The sequence below is a fragment of the Flavobacterium sp. AC274 genome (assembly GCF_979258275.1).
Genome location: NZ_OZ409852.1, coordinates 2,467,810 through 2,489,246 on the forward strand (window position 1 = coordinate 2,467,810; position 21,437 = coordinate 2,489,246).

12 protein-coding genes and 2 pseudogenes are annotated in these 21,437 nt (G+C 33.5%); 3 read left to right on the plus strand and 11 right to left on the minus strand.

Going from position 1 to position 21,437, the window contains the following annotated elements; genetic code table 11:
- Positions 1 to 181: 181 nt before the first annotated feature.
- The 8 genes and pseudogenes from ACZZZT_RS11475 to ACZZZT_RS11510 all read right to left on the minus strand — a co-directional run bounded on the left by ACZZZT_RS11475 (position 182) and on the right by ACZZZT_RS11510 (position 12,999).
- Positions 182 to 2,931: pseudogene (locus tag ACZZZT_RS11475) on the minus strand (gluzincin family metallopeptidase).
- 279 nt (positions 2,932 to 3,210) lie between these two features.
- Entirely contained in the window at positions 3,211 to 3,939 is a 729-nt protein-coding gene (locus ACZZZT_RS11480; protein ID WP_042564981.1) for an LOG family protein, read from the minus strand.
- Between the two features lie 221 nt (positions 3,940 to 4,160).
- Positions 4,161 to 4,520: a cupin domain-containing protein gene (locus ACZZZT_RS11485; RefSeq protein WP_073395053.1), complete on the minus strand. Its 360-nt coding sequence runs from the start codon at positions 4,518 to 4,520 to the stop codon at positions 4,161 to 4,163.
- A gap of 394 nt (positions 4,521 to 4,914) precedes the next feature.
- Positions 4,915 to 7,749 carry an excinuclease ABC subunit UvrA gene (gene uvrA, locus ACZZZT_RS11490; protein WP_463460449.1) on the minus strand — a complete coding sequence of 945 codons (2,835 nt, stop codon included), beginning with the start codon at positions 7,747 to 7,749 and terminating at the stop codon, positions 4,915 to 4,917.
- Between the two features lie 100 nt (positions 7,750 to 7,849).
- Positions 7,850 to 8,803: a Fic family protein gene (locus ACZZZT_RS11495; protein WP_073395051.1), complete on the minus strand. Its 954-nt coding sequence runs from the start codon at positions 8,801 to 8,803 to the stop codon at positions 7,850 to 7,852.
- A gap of 63 nt (positions 8,804 to 8,866) precedes the next feature.
- A complete protein-coding gene (locus ACZZZT_RS11500) occupies positions 8,867 to 10,651 on the minus strand; it encodes a chloride channel protein (protein ID WP_463460450.1) in 1,785 nt (594 codons plus the stop codon).
- Positions 10,652 to 10,735: 84 nt separating this feature from the next.
- On the minus strand, positions 10,736 to 12,418 hold the full coding sequence (ggt, locus tag ACZZZT_RS11505) for a gamma-glutamyltransferase (protein ID WP_463460451.1): 1,683 nt from the start codon (positions 12,416 to 12,418) through the stop codon (positions 10,736 to 10,738).
- A complete protein-coding gene (locus tag ACZZZT_RS11510) occupies positions 12,415 to 12,999 on the minus strand; it encodes an acyl carrier protein phosphodiesterase (RefSeq protein WP_463460452.1) in 585 nt (194 codons plus the stop codon). The genes ggt and ACZZZT_RS11510 overlap by 4 nt, the downstream gene beginning before the upstream one ends.
- Positions 13,000 to 13,309: 310 nt before the next feature.
- On the opposite strand from ACZZZT_RS11510, the gene glmM reads away from it, so the two are divergent.
- Complete coding sequence (gene glmM, locus ACZZZT_RS11515; RefSeq protein WP_042564974.1) at positions 13,310 to 14,698, plus strand: phosphoglucosamine mutase; 1,389 nt, start codon at positions 13,310 to 13,312, stop codon at positions 14,696 to 14,698.
- Between the two features lie 245 nt (positions 14,699 to 14,943).
- Here glmM and ACZZZT_RS11520 read toward each other — a convergent pair whose 3' ends face one another.
- The gene (locus ACZZZT_RS11520; protein ID WP_463460453.1) at positions 14,944 to 17,340 is read right to left on the minus strand and encodes a TonB-dependent siderophore receptor; all 2,397 of its coding nucleotides are present in this window, start codon (positions 17,338 to 17,340) and stop codon (positions 14,944 to 14,946) included.
- 375 nt (positions 17,341 to 17,715) lie between these two features.
- Positions 17,716 to 18,588: a lysophospholipid acyltransferase family protein gene (locus ACZZZT_RS11525; protein WP_463460454.1), complete on the minus strand. Its 873-nt coding sequence runs from the start codon at positions 18,586 to 18,588 to the stop codon at positions 17,716 to 17,718.
- 111 nt (positions 18,589 to 18,699) lie between these two features.
- On the opposite strand from ACZZZT_RS11525, the pseudogene ACZZZT_RS11530 reads away from it, so the two are divergent.
- Together ACZZZT_RS11530 and ACZZZT_RS11535 are read left to right on the plus strand one after the other, a co-directional pair.
- A pseudogene (locus tag ACZZZT_RS11530) lies at positions 18,700 to 19,337 on the plus strand (rhomboid family intramembrane serine protease).
- Between the two features lie 51 nt (positions 19,338 to 19,388).
- A complete protein-coding gene (locus ACZZZT_RS11535; protein WP_042564970.1) occupies positions 19,389 to 20,081 on the plus strand; it encodes an SIMPL domain-containing protein in 693 nt (230 codons plus the stop codon).
- An 85-nt stretch (positions 20,082 to 20,166) separates the two neighbouring features.
- Here the strand turns inward: ACZZZT_RS11535 and ACZZZT_RS11540 are convergent, their stop codons facing one another.
- Positions 20,167 to 21,402, minus strand: coding sequence for a cystathionine gamma-synthase family protein (locus tag ACZZZT_RS11540; protein ID WP_463460455.1), 1,236 nt, complete (start codon positions 21,400 to 21,402; stop codon positions 20,167 to 20,169).
- Positions 21,403 to 21,437: the final 35 nt, after the last annotated feature.

Genomic DNA, 21,437 nt, shown 5'->3' on the forward strand with positions numbered 1-21,437 from the left:
AATGGGTCATGTTACGCAGCAAAATTAATTAAAAAGTATCAATAATCATAATTCATTAAAATAAATATAATTTAATTATTTATAATTAAATTGCTAAAACTACGTATATTTTTTGTGTAATATTTAAGTTTTTTCTGCTTCTAATAACAATAATTTATGTTTTTGTGTAAAATTTATTGAATTAAAACCATTTTCGGGTAAAAAGTGTGACTAATGTTTTTGGAGAGAGTGTAACCACAAATCTAATTTTTTCATTGTATTTGTTCTGAGAAATCTCCCAGCCGTTATTGGAGTAAACCGGAAAATAAACTTCAAAATAATCCGTTACCAAATTCAATCTTATACCGCTATCATATATAAAACGTTCATTTTCATGTGTGTTTTTCATAAAACCAAGATCTCCGTAAACTTCAATCCAGTTCCAGATCGAGTAACTGGCATTTAAAGTTGTCATCCATTTATCGGCATATCGGGGTTCTATTTTTGACTTAAAACCACCTTCTGCCATTACATATTGCTGACTAAAAAATCCGGTGCTTTCTGATCTTCCGTAAAAATTATAATCAAATAAATAATCAGTTGGACGATCTAAACCGAAACTAAAATAATCTGAATTGGTTGTGTTGTATAAAAAACTTCCGGCATATAATCTCAAATTCAATTTTCGATTATTATCAAATAATCTTCTGTATTCTACTTCTGCTGCCAATTTTCCAAAATCACTTGAAAACTGTACATCAGTCATAAAATTAAAATGATTGATTAATTCGGTCTTTGTGTTCGAATACCGGGCGTTGAAAATAGAATAGTTTGGTTTCGAATTATCGGTTATATAAGTACTTGCTTCGCGATTTACAATAACCTGGCGCAACAAAATCAATTGTTTTCTGTTGTCCCTGAAATTTTCTTCCCGAATTCGAAACTGAACCATCGGATTCAATCTAAAATAAGTAGCATCGGGAGCATAATGAAAATAATTCTGACTGATAGAGTAACGTACATTATAAAGTGTGCTGTTTCTGTAATATTGGCTGTATGAAAAAGCAGATGAACCCGTTAAAGTTTCCGTATTAATCGAATATGTTGGATTAATATCAAAATTAAAGGGCTTGTCGAGTATTGTTTTATTATGAAAACGGATTCCCGGCATAAAACCATCATATAAATTATAAGTAAGCGTTGGAATGTATAAAATCTGATTGTAATACGGATCTTCCAGATCTTTGGCAAAATTAAATTTTATCGGACGGTTTGTAACCACCAGACTTTTTAATGATTTCCAGTTATTTCTTTGGTTGTACTCCGGAACTTCATTGTCATAATTAATTACAATTTTATCCGCATTTTTTCGTCCAAATGTATAAGTTGTATCCTTGTTTTTAGGTTCAATCCATTCTTTAAAAACGACCTCATTTTTCTTGATTCCGTACACAGGAATTGGAGCATAAATACCGGTTTTGTTTTTTATAGAAAATTGTACACTATCTTTTGTTCTCGAAACATTCGAGAATTTGTAGTCGATAATATCGCGGGAATCAATTATAGTTTTAAAAAACCAATCGATATTTTTAGGGCTTTTTTTGAGTAATATTTCTTCAAAATCATATCGGTTTGTCTGTTTCGTTTTATTCAAATTATAAAATTCCTGAACACTTTCAGGAACAACACCATTATTTAAATAATCATCCAGATAGCTTAAACTTAAACCTGCGCGATATTTACTGGCAATTTGCTCATTAAATTTTATCAGTGTATTTTTTGGGTCACCAAGAGGCTGATCGAGATTTTTTCTGGCCATCAGCATATAATAATAGCTGTATTGCTCATTAAAAGATAAGTTGGTAATATTATAACTTTTAAAAAGCTTCATGTCCGAAAGTTTTCCTAACATCTTTTGATCCAGATGTTGTTCTTCCATAAATTTCATCATGGCATAGATCTGAATTCCGTCATAAACCCAATTGTCTTTTCTGGGGTCCAGTCGTAGACTATTCTTTAAATAATTGTTCAGATACGTTTTTAAGAAAGTAATTTCGAAGATAAAATCATCCGGAAAGGGACTAATAAATGATGGCAACTGATTTAGTCCATAAAATGGATTTCGATCATAATCTGCCTGAGAAACGGTAATTTTTTGATGTGGATATTCTCCAATAAACTCACTCGCAAAAGTCACCACTCTATTGATGATAATTGCTTTTTGAATATCGCTGATTTTTTTACTTTTTAAATCCGAAAGAATCTCTAAAGAGTCATTGGTATAACTTCTAAAAGTATTTTGTCTTTCAATAAAAAAGTTAAAATCAGTTCTGTTCGATCCTGAAAAAAGATAAGAAGTATAAGAAGGGTTCGAATTGTCTTTTGAAACCGAATTCAAATCAGTAGTAATCGAATATTCATTCGGAATTTTTATTTCAATCTCATAATCTGTACTTGCATTTGCAATATCATCGAGATTAAAATTATTGTTTGTCACAAAACTATGATTTTCATAGCGTGATGGGCTTAAAAACCAGTTTTTAAACTCATTCCGCCATTTTGATCAAAACCATAATGCGTAAATTTATCACTCGGAATTTTAGAAATGTAAGTAAGATGAAGTTCGATTTTTTCACCAGGAAGCAGGTTTTGCTTCAGTTTTACGATAATAAAATCCGGGTTTTTATCGGTTCTTTCCCATTCAAAAGCCAAATTATTAGAATCAGAAAGATTTAAAATCGTAGTATTTCCTCTTTCGGCTGCCTTCGCTAAATGAAAACCTCTGTAAAATTCATCCGAAAAACGTTTAGCCAAAGGCGTATTTTTATCAGAGAAAGCATTATTCCAGTCATTCAAAACAATCGTACTCAAAGAATCATTTGAAGTATTATAAAATGTGATATCTTGTTTTATATTCAATGTTTTAAGCTCAAGATTCACAGCTACTTCCATCTTAGATTGATGCTGTGAGTAGTGTTTTATCGAGCTGAATAAAACTAAAATAACTAAAATGTTTCTATAAAATGGCTTCAATGATGGCTTGGTGTTAAAGGATATCACTTAAATTACGTGCATAAACTCGTTTTGGTTTTTTGTAAAAATAGCATAAAAAAAGCTGTTTTAAAAAACAGCTTTCATTTTTTGTAAGACTTAACGTTATTTGCTCATTCAGGCAAATTTATGTCTATTTATTAAACTTAGATTAACTTAAGTTGCTATATAATTTAAAAATTAGAAGTTAGGACTTAAATCGTATTTCTTGTAGAATTTATCCAGAACGTCAACTACTTCATCTTCAGTGTCTACGATTTTAAATAAGTTTAAATCATCAGGACTTACAGTTTGCATTTTTTCAACCAAAACTGTTTTTACCCAATCAATCAAACCAGACCAAAATTCAACACCAACTAATATAATTGGGAATTTTCCAATTTTTTTGGTCTGAATTAACGTTATCGCCTCAAACATTTCGTCAAGAGTTCCAAAACCTCCAGGCATCACCACAAAACCTTGCGAATATTTTACGAACATTACTTTCCTCACAAAGAAATAATCGAAATTCAGGTTTTTATCGTGGTCAATATAAGGGTTAAAGTGTTGCTCAAAAGGTAGTTCGATGTTTAAACCAACCGAAGTTCCACCACCTAAATGTGCGCCTTTATTTCCGGCTTCCATAATTCCCGGCCCTCCGCCTGTAATTACGCCATAACCGGCTTTACTAATTTTGTAAGCAATTTTTTCGGCCAATAAATAGTATTTATCCTCTGGTTTTGTTCTAGCCGATCCAAAAATCGAAACACAAGGACCAATACGCCCCATGCTTTCGTAACCGTTTACAAACTCAGCCATGATTTTAAAAATCGCCCAGCTGTCATTGGTTCTGATTTCATTCCACGTTTTTTGTTTCAAACGGTCCTGAATTACTTTATCCTCATCATTATCAAAATCTTCTAATCTCATTTTAGGTATTTTAATTATTTATATTTTTATTTCTAGCTGTGTCTTTTTTATTATTGTCATCCTGAGCGTAGTCGAAGGAAGGAGCTGATTCCTGCTGTCCGCTATATCTTTTGTGCCGAACCCCGGCACAAAAGGATGCCTCCCGAAGCTTCGGGACCATCAGGGCTAGGGCACTCGTTTTCAATAGAAACATTGTTTTGTAAAAAAGAATTGTCTTTTAATTAATATGTTTGTTCCTCAATTGATTTAGTAATGTTGCTTTTAACTTTTCCGGTATGTTCAGTAGTTTTCGATTCAATCAGCATTATTAAACATTCGTCAATGGATGAAACCCTGTGATTTACGCCTTTTTTTACAACAAATAAATCGCCTTTTTTCATAGTAAAAGAGGGTTCGTTTTCAATCTCCATTAAAAGTTCACCATCAACAATGTAAAATAATTCATCTTCATTTTCGTGATTATGCCACGGAACTTCCTGACCTTTTATTTTAGCTACTTTAATATATTGATCGTTTACTTCATCAATTATTTTAGGCGAAAAATATTGGTCTACGTTACTGAATTTCTCTTTTAGATTCATAGATTTTATCTTAACCTTTCAAAATCAAATAAGCTTTGACAAAAAGGGCGTACTAAATTAGTGCTTTTTTTAAGAATTGTCACAAGAATGTCCATTTATTAATTTAAATGTAACATTTAAAACAGAAGGCTTTTGGATTGTTGTTCATTATCAAATGATTAATGAAATCAGAAAAATATGTCGTTCCTATGGAACTTGGTTGTATGGTATATTATATTTTCAACGGATTTAATTCGTTGCTACCAATATGTAGTTCCTACGGAACTTAGACATATTGATTTTCATTTAATGGAATAATTAGGAAGTTTCGGAATGACAAAAATACGCAGAGTAACATTGAATTTCAACCTTTGTCAAAGTTTAAAACTTTGACAAAGGTATCATTGCAAACATATTATGCCTCTAATTCTTTTTTCAAAAACTTAGCCGTATAGCTTTTTTTATTTTTTGCTACTTCTTCAGGAGTTCCTTTGGCGATCAATTGTCCACCACCTTTTCCTCCTTCAGGGCCAATATCAATAATGTAATCGGCAAGTTTAATAACATCCATATTATGCTCAATTACCAGAATTGTATTTCCTTTATCGACCAATTTATTGATAACATCCATTAATACACGAATATCTTCAAAATGCAAACCGGTTGTAGGTTCATCAAGAATATAGAATGTGTTTCCGGTATCTTTTTTAGACAATTCTCCGGCCAATTTTATACGTTGAGCTTCTCCGCCGGAAAGTGTTGTACTTTGCTGACCAAGTGTAATATATCCTAAACCAACATCCTGAATTGTTTTTACTTTTCGGTAAATCTTCGGAATATTTTCAAAAAACGGAACTGCTTCATCGACTGTCATATTCAACACATCCGAAATAGATTTTCCTTTGTATCGAATTTCCAGTGTTTCTCTGTTAAAACGTTTTCCCTGACATGTTTCACATTCTACATAAACGTCCGGTAAAAAGTTCATTTCAATAGTTCGAACTCCGGAACCTTCACAGGTTTCGCAACGTCCGCCTTTTACATTAAAACTAAAACGTCCGGCTTTGTAACCACGAATCATACTTTCAGAAGTCATGGTAAACAAGTTTCTGATTTCGGTAAAAACCTCAGTGTAAGTCGCTGGATTTGAACGTGGCGTTCTACCAATCGGACTTTGATCTATATCAATTACTTTATCAATATGTTCAAGACCTTCAATCTTTTTATAAGGTTGTGGTTTTTTCACGCCATTAAAATAATAAGCGTTCAAAATAGGGTAGAGCGTTTCGTTAATTAAAGTCGATTTTCCACTTCCCGAAACTCCCGTAACACAAATCAATTGTCCTAAAGGCAATTCAATAGAAACGTTTTTTAGATTATTTCCGGTTGCTCTGGTTAGTTTTAAAAACTTTCCGTTTCCTTTTCTGCGTTCTTTCGGAATTTCTAATTTCATTGTACCATTCAAATATTGAGCGGTAATCGTGTTCGATTTTAAAGTTTCTGCAGGCGTTCCAATACTAATGATTTCTCCACCGTATTTTCCAGCTTTCGGACCTATATCAATTACATAATCTGCTGTTTCGATCATGTCTTTATCATGTTCAACAACAATAACAGAGTTTCCAATATCACGTAATTGTTCCAGCGATTTAATCAGTTTTTCGTTGTCTCTTTGGTGCAAACCAATACTTGGCTCATCCAGAATATACAAAACACCAACTAACTGTGAACCAATTTGTGTTGCCAGACGAATACGCTGCGCTTCACCTCCAGAAAGTGATTTTGAACTTCGGCTTAAAGCCAGATAATTCAAACCAACATTCATCAAAAAGTTCAAACGATCTTTTATTTCTTTTACGACTTCTGATGCAATCAAAAGTTGTTTGTCTGTTAAATGACTATTTAAATCCTGAAACCAGGTCGTTAAATCAGAAATATCCATATCACATAATTCGGTGATATTTTTTCCATTAACTCTAAAAAACTGTGCTTCTTTTTTCAAGCGTGAACCTTCGCAAACCGGACAATTTACTTCGTCCATAAAGTCTTTTGCCCAGCGTTTTATAGTTGTCGAAGCGCTTTCATCATATTGATTTTTAATGAAATGTGAAATTCCTTCAAAATCTATTTTATAATCTCTTGTGACACCTAGGTCTTTTGAGTTTACGGTGAATTTGTCCTTTCCACCGTGAAGAATCATATTCATGGCTTCTTCCGGAATTTTTTCAATCGGATCGGTTATTTTAAACCCAAATTTTTCTCCAATAACTTCTAATTGCTTAAAAATCCAGGACGATTTATATTCGCCAAGCGGAGCAAAACCACCGCTTTTTATTGATAATTTAGGATTTGGAATAATCTTTTTGATGTTGATTTCGTGAACCGTTCCCAATCCGTTGCAATGCGGACAAGCTCCTTTTGGAGAGTTAAACGAAAACAAATTTGGTTCTGGATTTTGATAGGAAATTCCGGTTGTAGGACACATCAAATTTCTACTGAAATAACGAACTTCATTTGTATCCTGATCTAAAATCATCAAAACATTTTCACCGTGATGCATCGCAGTATTAATACTTTCGGCCAATCGTTTTTGATTGTCTTCAGTATTTTCGATCAACATTCGGTCAACAACAATTTCAATGTCGTGGGTTTTATAACGATCCAGTTTCATTCCCGAAACTAAATCCTGAACTTCACCATTTACACGAACCTTTAGGAAACCTTGTTTGGTGATTTGCTGGAATAATTCGGCATAATGCCCTTTTCTGGCTCTAATAATCGGAGCCAAAATATTGATACGTTTTCCGTTGAAATCCTGCATAATCAAATCCTTAATCTGATCATCAGAATAGGAAACCATTTTTTCGCCTGTGTTGTAACTGTAAGCATCAGCTCCACGAGCGTATAAAAGTCTTAGGAAATCATATATTTCAGTAATAGTTCCAACGGTTGAACGCGGACTTTTACTTGTTGTTTTTTGTTCAATCGCAATTACAGGCGAAAGTCCGTCGATTTTGTCAACATCAGGACGCTCCAAGCCGCCAAGAAACTGTCTGGCATACGCCGAAAATGTTTCAACATAACGACGCTGTCCTTCGGCATAAATAGTGTCAAACGCCAAAGATGATTTTCCCGAACCTGAAAGACCGGTAATAACAACCAGTTTTTCACGCGGAATGGAAATGTCTATATTTTTTAGATTATGAACTCTTGCACCAAGAACTTCAATAGTATTGTCTTTTTCTAACATAATTTTGAGCAAAACGCAAAGTTACCACTTTGATTTGTTCTTTTAGTACTCGAAAACAAAACTTTATGTTACAATTAGTAACAAAAAACGCTAACCTAAGTTAGCGTTTTCTTTTTCGTGTAAGCATATATTCGTCTATGGCTTCTTTGGTTGTATACCAGTTTCGACCTTCTTTATAAGCGTCTATTTTTCCTGTTCTGGCAAGTAAACTAATATATTCCTGACCGTAAGGAGTTTCTGGTTCGCTCACAATATTAATTATCGGTTGATAATCGTAACTGCTTCCCGGCATAGCGCTTAAGTAAATATTTAAAGTTCTCTCTAAAGCCTGACACATCAAAAGCGTTAATTTTTGATAATTGCCATTATTGGCCTGATTAAGCGCTTCGTAATATTTTTTTCTGTCATTTTTGAGGATAATTGCCGGTGGAAAACCACAACGCATCAACAATAAATTCATACTTAAACGAACGGTTCTGCCATTTCCATCAAAGAAAGGATGAATCCAGACTAATTTATGATGGTAAATTGTTGCGAGCTCAATATCGTTTAAACCCAACGGATTTGTATTGATGAAATCAATTAGTTCATCCAGATAATCTGAAACTTTATTGGCATTTGGAGGCATAAAATTAGCACCCGAAATTCTAACGCCTCCATTACGTAAACGTCCTGCAAAATCATCTTCAATAGAACGCAAGACCAATCCGTGAATTGAGAGAATGTCAATGCTTCTTAGTTTGTAAGTTTCATCAACAATTGAATATAGATAATCAATGGCTTTATCGTGATTGTGAGTTTCAAAATGTTCACGAAGTGATTTTCCCTTAATTGTAATTCCTTCCTGAATCACCATTTGGGTTTCGCGCAAACTCATTGTATTTCCTTCAATACTGTTTGAATTGTATGTCCATTCGAGAGATAAACTTTCGCGAATTTTATGTAAAGCGATATTCGGCAATGGTCTGCTGTTTTGCAAATCAAGCCTTTTTTGGTACAATCTATCAAAAGTTGATTGAAATTCTTCTCTGTATGTTACGTCTATATTCCACATAATCCCGCAAAGATACTTCTTAATATCGGATAATTCAAATTTTTAATCTATCCGATATTAAGGCTATTCAATAGTCATAGAACGCAACTTAGTTCGGTAAGCTTCGAGGGCAATAGATTTAGAAATAAAACCAAAATATTTTCCGTCGCGTAAGACAGGTATAAAGGCTGATTTTGATCTTTCGAATTTTGTCATAACCACTTCCATACTATCAAAAGAGGAAATAACTGCCGGAGGTATTTTCATTACATCTTTAATCAAAGTATATTTTACACGATATGGATTAAAAATAATTTCGCGTATATCATTAAAATGTACCACACCAACAAGTTCGTTTTCTTTCGTGACAACGGCAAAAACAACCTGATTAGAATGCGAAATAAGATCGACTAATTTTGTTAGATGTTCATCTGGAGAAACCGTTAAATAATCACATTGTATAATAGTGTCAATATCTAAAGTTGAAAGAATATTAGAATCTTTATTGCTCGTAAAAGCGTGCCCTTTTTTAGCCAGGTTTTTTACGTCAAGCGAATATTTTTCAAAACGTTTTGAAATTGCAAAACTTATCGAAGAAACAATCATAAGCGGAATCATTAAGCCGTAACCACCGGTAATTTCGGCAATTAAGAAAATTGCTGTAAGTGGCGCATGAAACAATCCGCTCAAAATACCGGCCATTCCAACCATAGTAAAATTACTAATCGGCAGTTTTGATAAACCAATCAAAGTAATAAATTTTGAAAAGAAATAACCCAAATACGATCCCATAAATAATGAAGGGGCAAAGTTTCCTCCATTTCCTCCACTTCCAAGGGTTAATCCGGAAGCGAATACTTTTACCATCATCGTGCATCCCACAAAAAGAAGTAAAATCCATTGGTTGTTTCTAAAATCAGCAAACAACGTATTGTCTAACAATTGTCCCGGGTCACTTTCTGATAGGGTTTTGATACTCTCATAACCTTCACCAAAAAGGGTTGGAAAAATAAAAATAAGCAACGCCAATAACGAAGAACCTATTAGGGCTTTTCTGTACGGCCCCATTTTTAAATTAGAAAAATAATGCTCAACCCTTTGAAAATTTCGGGCATAATAAACCGCAACAAAACCGGTTAAAACGCCTAAAAGAACATAAAAAGGAATGTTATGATAATTAAAAGTTTCTTGTTTTTTGAAAGACAATAAAATGCTTTCGTCTAATAAAATAGCAGAAACCAAAGCACCGGTCGCAGCCGAAATCATAATAGGGGTAAAGGCAGAAATACTAACATCTACCAATAAAACTTCGATCGCAAAAAGAACTCCGGCAATAGGAGCATTAAAAGCGGCTGAAATTCCTGCGGCAACTCCGCAGCCAATAAGTAAAGTTCTGTCTTTATAAGATAGTTTGTAGCCTTGAGCATAGTTTGATCCAAAAGCAGCTCCGGTTATTACAATTGGACTTTCTAATCCGGCAGAACCTCCCAAACCTACCGTTAAGGAACTCGTAATGATTTGGGCATACATTTGCTTTTTAGGAATAATACTTGCCTTTTTTGCAACAGCATATAAAATTTGTGAAGTACCTTTTTGAATCGTGCCATTCAAAACTTTTTTTACAACAAATACAGTTAGTAAAATACCAATTATGGGTAAAATACCATTAATGAAGTTTAATTTAAGGATTCCGTTTATATAGGTCGCAAAAGAGAAAACACTGTGGGCAAATGTTTTTAAAACAATTACAGCCAATGAGCAGGAAATACCAACTAATACACTTGATAAAAAAATAAATTGCTTTGGGGTCAATATAGATTGAGCTAAAGCAATAATGCTCTCTAGTCTGCGAAAAAGTTTTCTTAACATTATTTGTTTAAAAAGTTAGGTAAACTACAAATTTAGGGCATAGAATTCGAAAATGTAAATTATTTCCGTTTATTTTTTCAGAATTTAAAAACCAGAAGCCGCATCGTCTCCGCGAAAATCGGCACCTCCTTCAAGATTTTTGTTTGGTAAAACCAAAATAGCATCGACTTTACCAAGTACGGGAGTTGGTTTTTCGTTAATCAAATAACCTTTAGATTTTAATAGGTCTAAAGTTTTGATATCAAAAGCATCAGCTTCAAAATTAATAAGATCCGGTAACCATTGATGATGAAAACGTGGAGCATTTACAGCTTCCTGCATACTCAGTTTGTATTCGTAAACATTTAAAATAGTTTGCAAAACCGAAGTTATAATGGTAGATCCTCCAGGAGTTCCTACAACCATAAAAAGTTTTCCGTTTTTTTCTACGATTGTTGGCGTCATAGAACTCAACATACGTTTTTGAGGAGCAATACTATTCGCTTCGCTTCCGACCAGACCAAACATATTTGGAGATCCGGGTTTTGCACTAAAATCGTCCATTTCGTTATTCAGAAAGAAACCTAATTCGTCACAATAATATTTAGAACCGTAACCATCATTTAAGGTTGTAGTTGCAGCAATTGCATTACCAAATTGGTCTACTATTGAATAATGTGTGGTTTCGGTACTTTCATTATACGTTATTTTTCCTTCTTTTATTTCAGATGATAAACTGGCTTTTTTAACATTAAAAGTCGACATTCTATCTTTTAAATAGGTATCAGCTAGTAATGCTTTTACGGGAATTTTGACAAAATCCGGATCTCCCAAAAACTGACTTCTGTCAGCATAAGCTCTTCGTTCGGCTTCAACAATTATCTGAATTGCTTCTGGCGAATTATGACCCATTTTTGCCAAATCATAAGGAGTAATCATTTTCAGGATTTGCGCCAGACAAATTCCGCCGCTGCTTGGCGGTGACATCGAATTGATTTTTAAATCTTTATAATTAAACTGAAGCGGTTTTCTCCACTTGGCTTCGTATTTGGCGAGATCTTCAAGTGTAATAATTCCGCCTTTTTTCTTTAAGTAATCTACAAGAATTTTAGCGGTTTCTCCTTTGTAAAACTCATCCCGACCGTTTTTAGAAATTCGTTTTAATGTATTGGCAAGAGCAGGATATTTAATAGTATCTTTTTCTTTAAAATTAGTTGCCAAAAGCGTTGTAGAACCGTTTACTTTTACGATCGATTCCCGATAATTATTCATACTTTTTTCCTGCTTTTTGGTAACAATAACGCCTCTTTCGGCAAGAGCGATAACAGGTTTTAAGATTTCGGACATTGGTAATGAACCTAATTTTTTATGCACTGCAAAAACTCCTGCAATAGTTCCGGGAACACCAATGGCAAGCGCAGTTTCGGTACTTTTTCCTTTTATAACATTTCCATCTTTATCCAGAAACATATCTTTTGATGCTGCCAAAGGCGCTTTTTCACGATAATCTAAAGATCCAACTTCGCCGTTTGCTTTTCTGTAAACCATAAATCCGCCGCCGCCAATGTTTCCTGCAAAAGGAAAAGAAACTGCCAAGGCCAGTTCTGTACCAATCATGGCATCAAAAGCATTTCCGCCTTTTTTCATGATTTCAACCCCAATTTTTGACGCTTCTTCGCGGGCAGAAACCACCATCGCTTTTGAAGTTACTAATCCTGTTGGATTTGTAGAAATCTGAGCTGAGCAGCTAATATAAATAAGGCTTAATAAAAGCGTAATTTTCTTCATAATGATTGTAGTTTTTGACGGGCATGCAGTTTTATGTCTTCAAAAAACACGGTAAATTCCTGTTCAAAGTCGTCATAGAATTCTTTTAATTCTTCACTGGCAAATTGCATTTTTGATACATTTTTTGATCTTCTGTCCATTTGCGTTAAAATTTGATGAATTCCTTCAACGGTTCTGTAACTCAAAAGCCAATTTTGATCAATCATGTAGGGCATCATACCTTGCGTTTTTTCGGTCAAGATGGGATAATTTTCATGTAAGGAGCTGTAAAATCTATTAATGAAACTTTCGAGTTTTTCATCAGAATAATTAGACCAGTTTTTAGCTAAAAAATGATCGTAAACAATGTCTACAATCACCCCCGAATAATGATGGTATTTTTCATGTAACCGTTTGGTGCTTTGTCTGAAAATATCGTGGGAATCGGTATAAGTATCAATAAAACGATGCAAAATAATTCCTTTTTGAACATCTTCAGGAAAATGTTCAAATTGTTTTCCGCGAATTCCATCGGCCATAAAATTGCCAATTTTGATTAAATCATTTTCACCGGAAAGATATATGTGGGCAAGGAAGTTCATTCTTTATAAGTTGCTAAGTTTCTGAGAGGCTAAGATTCTAAGTTTTTCTTTTTTAAAGTTGCTACCAGAAACTTCGGGACTAAGAAATTAAGTTGTTTTAGTAAAAGTATGAAATCTTTTTTAAATCGTTTTAGAAGTAGACTTCACAATATAAACTTAACATTTTAGTTTATTTTTAGATCTTAGAATCTTAGCAACTTAGTCCCGACGCTTCGGGATAATAACTCTTTTAAAAAAATCTTAGTCACTTAGCATCATAGAACCTCAGTATCTTTTTTATATTTGTAACCGGTAACTATAACTCAAAAAAATGACTTTAATAAAATCAATTTCCGGTATTCGTGGAACGATAGGAGGAAAAGTAGGCGATAACCTGACTCCTGTTGATGCTGTAAAATTTGCATCGGCTTACGGAACCTTTTTAAAAAATAACACTTCAAAAGAAAAACTAACGGTTGTAATTGGTCGTGATGCCAGAATTTCTGGTCCGATGATTCACAATCTTGTTGTAAATACGTTAATTGGTCTAGGGATTAATGTTATTGATCTTGGACTTTCGACAACACCAACTGTAGAAGTTGCCGTGCCTTTGGAGAAAGCAGATGGCGGAATTATTCTTACTGCTTCTCATAATCCAAAACAATGGAATGCGCTTAAATTATTAAACGAAAAAGGAGAATTTTTAAGCGGTGCCGAAGGTGCTAAAATTCTTGAAATTGCCGATGCTGAAGCTTTCGATTTCTCGGATGTGGACAGTTTAGGCGAAATTACGATGAACGACGCTTACATGGATATTCATATCGACGAGGTTTTGAATTTGCCTTTAGTTGATGTTGAAGCGGTAAAAGCAGCAAAATTTAAAGTTGTTGTTGATGGAGTAAATTCTTCTGGCGGAATCATTATTCCGAAATTATTAGAATTAATGGGCGTTGAAGTAGTAAAATTATATTGCGAACCAAACGGACATTTTCCTCATAATCCGGAGCCTTTAAAAGAACATTTAACTGATATTTCTGAACTAGTAGTAAAAGAAAAAGCCGATTTGGGGGTTGTAGTTGATCCTGATGTGGATCGTTTGGCTTTTATTTGCGAAGATGGCGAAATGTTTGGTGAAGAATATACACTAGTCGCTTGTGCTGATTATGTATTGAGCAAAACTCCTGGAAATACAGTTTCAAATATGTCATCTTCACGTGCTTTGCGTGACGTAACTGTTGGACATAAAGGAAATTACGAAGCCAGTGCAGTAGGCGAGGTGAATGTGGTTGAATTAATGAAAAAGAACAACGCGATTATTGGCGGTGAAGGAAATGGCGGAATTATTTATCCTGAATTGCACTACGGACGTGATAGTTTAGTGGGAGTTGCATTGTTCCTGACACATTTGGCGAATATAAAAATGTCTGTTTCGGCATTGCGTGCTTCATATCCGGAATATTATATGAGCAAAAATAAAATTGAATTAACGCCACAAATTGATGTTGATGCTATTTTAGTTGCAATGACTGAAAAATATAAAAACGAAGATATTTCGACAATAGACGGTGTAAAAATTGATTTTGCTACAGAATGGGTTCATTTAAGAAAATCAAATACAGAACCTATTATTCGTATTTATACCGAAGCTCCATCTCAGGAAAAAGCGGATGTTTTGGCACTTCGAATTATAGACGAAATAAAAGCAATTGCGGGAATTTAAGTGAGATTTAACCGCAAAGCACGCAAGGTTTTTTATTCGTAAATCCTTAAAAACATAAAGTTCGCAAAGCTGAATCAATATAAAGCTTTGCGAACTTGTTTTTTTTAAAACAATCAAATTTGATTGAACTTTGGTAAAGTCTTTGCGTTCTTTGCGGTAAAAATGCATCATTTATGAATTTAGATATATTATATAAAAATGCCCCGAACGTGAGCTCGGGGCATTTTTATATGTTTTAAATTCGATTAGAATTTGTATGTTAAGCTTCCCATAAAAGTACGTGGAGCCTGAACGTTGATTGTAGTATAACCGTTAAAGTACAATTCGTCTGTAAGGTTGTTTACTTTCAAAGACACTCTGTATTTAGGCTGATCGTAGTATAATGCAGCATTTACAACTGAGTAAGACGGAAGTTCAAAAGTTTGTCCAGGTCCTGCATTGTAGATGTATGTGGTATCTCCGTAATTACCTCCAAATCCTAAACCTAAACCTTTAAGTGTAGTAGTTTGTAAATTGTAGCTAAACCAGTAGTTGATTAAGTTTTCTGGTCCTGCAGTTGCTGGTCTTAAATCGTTTAACTCAGAATCATTTTTAGCATAACCAACCAATAAATTTAATCCTGTAATTGGGTTAGCCGTAATTTCTAATTCAAAACCTTTACTAAATTGTGTACCATTTTGTATGCTTGCATTTGGCAAATTTGGATCAGCTGTTACAATATCTTCAACTTTAATTTTGTAATAACTAATTGTAGCACTTACTTTATTTTGAAAAGCATTTACTTTTACACCACCTTCAAACTGATTGGCTTTTTCAGGATCAAATTGTTTCATTTGAAGAGCACCATCAACATTTGCATTTAAGAACCCTTTGTTTGTAAAACTATTTTGGTAGCTACCAAATACAGATAACTGGTCTTTTATAATTTGATAAACTGCACCAAATTTTGGAGAGAATGCATTTTGAGAAAAAGTATCAGCTTTTGTGTTTGTAGCTGCATTAAATGTTCCCTGATTTTCAAAATGATCAAAACGTACTGCTGCCGAAAGAATCAAGCTTTCTGTAATGTTAATTGCATCTGCAACATAGGCACTGTAAGTTGATATAGCACTATTGGTTGTATATGGATTATAATTAGGACCATCTCCAACAAGTCTTTGTCTTACATTCGTAGGATTAAAATCATAATAATTGTCTGCCGTTCCTGTGTAATTTATTACATCGTATGGAGCATAACCTGGTAAATTATTATATACTAAATTATTTGTGCTATGATAGATATCACCACCAATTAAGAAACGGTTTCTCATTGATCCAATTTTGAAATCACCATTGAAGTTTTGTTGGAATTCAATAGCATTATCTCTTCCGTTTGCATCCCAAACGTTTCTTGATAATTGTTCGTTTGCTAAAAGATAAAACCAGGTTTGTAAACCAGCTGCTTTATTTGAGCTGCTGCTGAATACAGTTTGAGAATTCCATTCGTCAGAGATTTTATAATTTGCCTGTGCAAAAACATTGAATGTTTTCGTATTGGTCATAAATTCATCTCCTAAAAATGATCTTTTAAAGTTGATGTTAAGATCTTTGGCATTATCAAATCCTAGGTCTGCGCTAGAAGCAGAAAGGTATATTAATGGCATACCTGAGTTATCCTGATTTCCAATTTCGGCATCAATAGAGATGTTCAGTTTTTCGTTTACCTGATAAGAGAAAGACGGTGCTATAAAGTAACTTTTTGAGTAACCGAAATCCTGAAAAGTATTAGCATTCCCTACAGAAGCATTTAATCTGAATAATGCTGTTTTATCGTCGTTAATTGGCGTGTTAACGTCAGCAGATAAACGATTAAAACCGTAGCTTCCGTTTTGATATGCAATTTCTCCACCAAAATTTTCATTAGGTTTTTTAGTCACACGGTTGATTAATCCTCCGTAAGAAGAAAGTACGTTTCCAAATAATGTAGCAGATGGCCCTTTTATAACCTCGATTTTCTCAAGATTTGCAGCATCAGAATTACTGTTTACTTTTCCTGCAATACCATTTCTTACTAAACTCTGAGTTGTAAATCCACGTAGTGAATACCAGGAACCTCCATCGCCTGCACGATTTGTAGCTCCCCATAATTGGTAAATACCCGGAACGTTTTTCAACGCTTCATCTTGATTGGTAACCAATTGGTCTTTCATTAATTGTTTAGTAACAACATTGTAAACCTGAGCATTTTCAAGATTTTTGATCGTCATTCTTGAAACATATTCACTTTCTGTTTTAGTATACTTGTTAGCATTTCCTTTTACAAATACTTCAGTAAGAGTTTCAGATGAAGTCGTCAATGTAAAGTTTTCTGTAAGTTCATCTCCGTCCTGAATAGTAATGCTTTTTTCTTTAGAAGAAAAACCTACCGCAGTAGCTCTTAAAGTATAGTTACCCGGTTTGATGTTTTTGATCTCATAATTTCCCTGAGCATCTGTGTTGGTTCCAATTTTAGTTCCTCTAATAGTTACAGAAACGTTGTCTGCACTTTCATCACTAGATAATGAAACTCTACCTTTAATGGTACCTGTTTGAGCAAATGAAGTTACAGCTGTTAGCAACATTAAACAGCACATTAACTTTGAAAATGATATTTTTACTTTCATGTTATTTAGAATTGTTTCGAATAGCACAAATGTAAACGTTGTGTTAAAACAAAACAAGTTATCTTTATTTATTCTAAATAATAAAACGAAATACGTATTTTATTGTTTATTTTTCAATAATTTACAACTAAAAAGGGGTTATTCTTTTTTTAAATATAATTACTTGTTTAATCGAAACGAAAAGGAGAATAAAAAGCATTTTTTTATTCTCCTTTTTACTTTTATGTTGCAATTTAACAGCAAAAACAATGATATTTAATTCATTATTAAGTCTGGATGAATATATTAACAAGAACTTTTTTAAAATGATTTTGTTTAAAACAAAAAATCCAAAAAACAACAAGTGCTTTTTGGATTTTAGTTTCTTCTAAAATATTATTCAACCTTATGTTTCCATCTCTTATGTGTCCATAAATAATATTCAGGACATTCGTAAATTTGTTTTTCTACTTCTTTTAAATACTTTTCAGTAATTTCAAAATTTTCAAAGTCATTAGGATTATCAGCAATAGTTAAGAAAGTGGCTTCATAATAACCTCTTTTTACTTTTTTTACTTTTACCATTATTACGCTTAAATCGTATTTTTTTGCCAGCATTTCGGCTCCTGTGTGTACAGGAACTTCAATACCCATAAATTTCATTGAATGAAATATTCTGTCCAGTTTCGGAGACTGATCACTTGCCAATCCGTACAAACTTAATTTTCCTTCACGCTGATTTTGAGCCATAGTCGGAATAGCTTGTCTTGTCTCAATTAACTCTGTATTATATTTTGAACGAATTTCACGGATTAATTTGTCAAAATAGCGATTGGCAATCCTTTTATATATTGCAATTCCCTGAAAACCAAGTTTAGGATTAATGGTCAAAAGCCATTCATAACTAGCATAATGCGAAGCAACTAGAATTACACTTTTACCTTTTTTTGCATAATCCTGTACGAGTTCAATATTAGTAACCTGAAATCTTTTCTCCATTTCTTCAGGAGAAATACTCATCGTTTTGATAGTCTCCAAAAACATATCACACATGTGCTTATAAAATTTCTTTTCGATTTCTTTTCGTTCAGCATCATTTAAATGCGGTAAAGTCATTGCAAGGTTTTCTCTTACAACTTTTTTACGATAACCTACAATGTGATATATAATGAAATATACGAAATCAGACAGCCAATAAAATATTCGAAAAGGTAATATTGAGATAAGCCAGAGTAAAGGATAGGCCAATATATAAACGAGAAATTGCATGTAATTTTTTTTACAAATATAAAATAAAAATGAATAAAGATGGATATTTTGGTCTCATGCTAACATATGTTTAAGAATGACTATATTTACATTTCAAATTAAAAATTTTTTATGAATATCATTTTAATTGGGATTATAGTTGCCAATGTTTTAATTAGCTGGAAAGGTTTTGAAGATTATTCTTTTATGAGAAAATATGAATTTCATGTAGGAAGTATCCGTTCCGGAGAACAAATTAGAATGCTGTCATCCGGTTTTTTGCATGCCGATATAATGCATTTAGTTTTTAATATGCTTACGCTTTGGTTTTTTGCTCCTGTGGTTTTAGGCTGGCTGGGTAATTTTTCGTTTGCATTGGTTTATTTTGGAAGCTTAATTTTTGGAAGTTTGCTAACAATGGTTTTTCATAAAAACGATTATAGTTACAGAGCCGTTGGAGCTTCTGGCGCAGTAACAGGTGTTTTGTATTCGGCAATTCTTTTACAGCCGGATATGATGTTGGGAATATTTTTGTGATTCCAATTCCAGCCTATCTTTTCGGAATTTTATATTTATTGTATTCTATTTACGGAATGCGTGCTAAAAACGATAATATTGGTCATACAGCCCATTTTGGAGGTGCTGTGGGTGGTTATTTGATTACTTTGATAAAAGAACCATCGTTACTAACAGATCATACGCTGATGGTAATCTTGCTGGCGATTCCTATTGTGATACTTTTTGTGCTTGCAAAATTGGGGAAAATATAATGTGGCACAACTTTTGAAATGCCATTATTGAATAATTAAAATTTAACAAAAATGAAAAAACTAGTATTATTTTTAACAATCATGTTTATGACTATGTCTTACGGCCAGGAAACCAAACAAATTCCTCTAATTAATATAAATGGAGAAGGAAAAGTAAAAGTAGCGCCTGATCAGGTTTGTATTTCAGCTACAGTTGAAACAAAAGGGAATAATGCTAAAGACGTCAAAAAGCAAAACGACGAAAAAATGGATGCTGTTTTAAAATTCATTAAAAAAATGAATGTTCCAACAGCAGATTTTAAAACAAAACAAGTTGCGCTAAATCCGCAATACGATTACGAAAAAAAGAAAACAAGTTATAATGCTACTCAAACTGTAGAAATTGTATTAAAAGATTTATCTAAATACGATGAATTAATGGAAGGTTTGGTTCAACAAGGAATCAATCGTATAGATAAAGTTTCTTTTGAAACTTCTAAATTAGTTCAGTTACAGTCAGATGCTCGTAAATTAGCAATGAAAGATGCTAAAGTAAAAGCAGAAGATTACGTATCAGTTTTAGGACAAAAAGTAGGGAAAGCTTTTGTGATTTCTGATAATTCACAAATTTACCAGCCACAGCCAATGTATGCTGCAATGAGAATGAAAGAATCAGCAGATGCAATGGGGGCTTCGAACGAAACTCTTGCTATTGGAGAAATCGAAGTTACTGCAAACGTAAGTGTGAGTTTTGTTTTAGAATAAACTTCAATTAAATATAAAAAAATCCAAATTCCAACTTAAAAATTGGGATTTGGATTTTTTTATATTTAATTGAAAATTAAAAGATTTAGTACAACGCCTGAGTAAAGTCGTCTATTAAATCCTGCGTATCTTCAATTCCTATTGATAGTCGAATTAGAGACTCTTCAATTCCCATTTCTTTTCTTCGTTCGCCACCAAGTTCATGAAAAATTGTCCTTGCGACCGGAATAGCGAGAGTTCTCGTATCTCCCAGATTACTGGATTTGATGACAATTTTCAAACGGTTTAAAAAAGTTACGCAATCAACTTTATCGTCTAATTCAAAACTCATCAAACCGCCAAATCCATCAAATAAATCGGATGCAATTTTATGTTGAGGATGACTTTCTAAACCAGGATAATTAACTTTTTTTACTAATTTATGTTCTTCCAGAAAACGAGCTAAAATTAAAGCATTGCTGCAGGTTCTTTCCAATCTTAAAGCCAAAGTTTCTGATCCTACCGAAATACTATGTGCAGCCTCCGGAGATAAAGTACCGCCTCCATCTCGTAAACCCCTTTTTCTAATTTGAGTAATTCCGAGTAAAGCCGGAGAAATCTGTTCTTTTAAAATAGGAGCAATGTTGGAGAAATTATTCCAGTCATACAAACCTGTATCTGTAACACTGCCTCCAAGGGCATTGCCGTGACCGCCTATATATTTTGTCAGCGAATTAATAACCAAACTGGCTTTGACATTAATTGACTTAAAAAGATATGGTGACGTCATCGTATTATCAACAACATATAGTAGATTATTCTCTGAACAAAAAGTACCAATTTCATCCAATGCTGCTATCTGAGTAGCCGGATTTGCAATAGTTTCAACAAAAACCATACGAGTATTTTGTTGATACGCTTTTTTTACGTTTTCTATATCAGTAACATCAACAAAAGATATTTGAATACCAATTTCCGTAAATGTCTGCATAATACTTCTGGTGTTACCAAAGAGGTAAGAACTTGCAATAATATGATCGTCCTTTTTTAAAAGAGATGAAATAGTGGCACTTATAGCGGCCATACCAGTAGAGAAAGCCACCGTGGAAAGACCATTTTCCATTTGTGTTACCTTATTTTCTAATGCAGTCACCGTTGGATTGCCTTGTCTTGAATAAGCATAACCTTTTGTTTTATTCTGAAAAACATCAATAAGTCCGTTTACATCCTCATATCCCCACGTTACAGCTGTATGTATAGGTTGATGTAATGCGCCAAATTCAGGTTTTAAAAGTCGGTCTGAATGTAATATTGTAGTCGTAAATCCTTTTTTATTTTTCATAGGTATTGTATGCGCAACTTGTGTTTTGTTAATGT

Coding starts and splice junctions, on each gene's coding strand:
- ACZZZT_RS11480 (WP_042564981.1), bottom strand. CDS start 3,939: ATGAGATTAGAAGATTTTGATAATGATGAGGATAAAGTAATTCAGGAC.
- ACZZZT_RS11485 (WP_073395053.1), bottom strand. CDS start 4,520: ATGAATCTAAAAGAGAAATTCAGTAACGTAGACCAATATTTTTCGCCT.
- uvrA (WP_463460449.1), bottom strand. CDS start 7,749: ATGTTAGAAAAAGACAATACTATTGAAGTTCTTGGTGCAAGAGTTCAT.
- ACZZZT_RS11495 (WP_073395051.1), bottom strand. CDS start 8,803: ATGTGGAATATAGACGTAACATACAGAGAAGAATTTCAATCAACTTTT.
- ACZZZT_RS11500 (WP_463460450.1), bottom strand. CDS start 10,651: ATGTTAAGAAAACTTTTTCGCAGACTAGAGAGCATTATTGCTTTAGCT.
- ggt (WP_463460451.1), bottom strand. CDS start 12,418: ATGAAGAAAATTACGCTTTTATTAAGCCTTATTTATATTAGCTGCTCA.
- ACZZZT_RS11510 (WP_463460452.1), bottom strand. CDS start 12,999: ATGAACTTCCTTGCCCACATATATCTTTCCGGTGAAAATGATTTAATC.
- glmM (WP_042564974.1), top strand. CDS start 13,310: ATGACTTTAATAAAATCAATTTCCGGTATTCGTGGAACGATAGGAGGA.
- ACZZZT_RS11520 (WP_463460453.1), bottom strand. CDS start 17,340: ATGAAAGTAAAAATATCATTTTCAAAGTTAATGTGCTGTTTAATGTTG.
- ACZZZT_RS11525 (WP_463460454.1), bottom strand. CDS start 18,588: ATGCAATTTCTCGTTTATATATTGGCCTATCCTTTACTCTGGCTTATC.
- ACZZZT_RS11535 (WP_042564970.1), top strand. CDS start 19,389: ATGAAAAAACTAGTATTATTTTTAACAATCATGTTTATGACTATGTCT.
- ACZZZT_RS11540 (WP_463460455.1), bottom strand. CDS start 21,402: ATGAAAAATAAAAAAGGATTTACGACTACAATATTACATTCAGACCGA.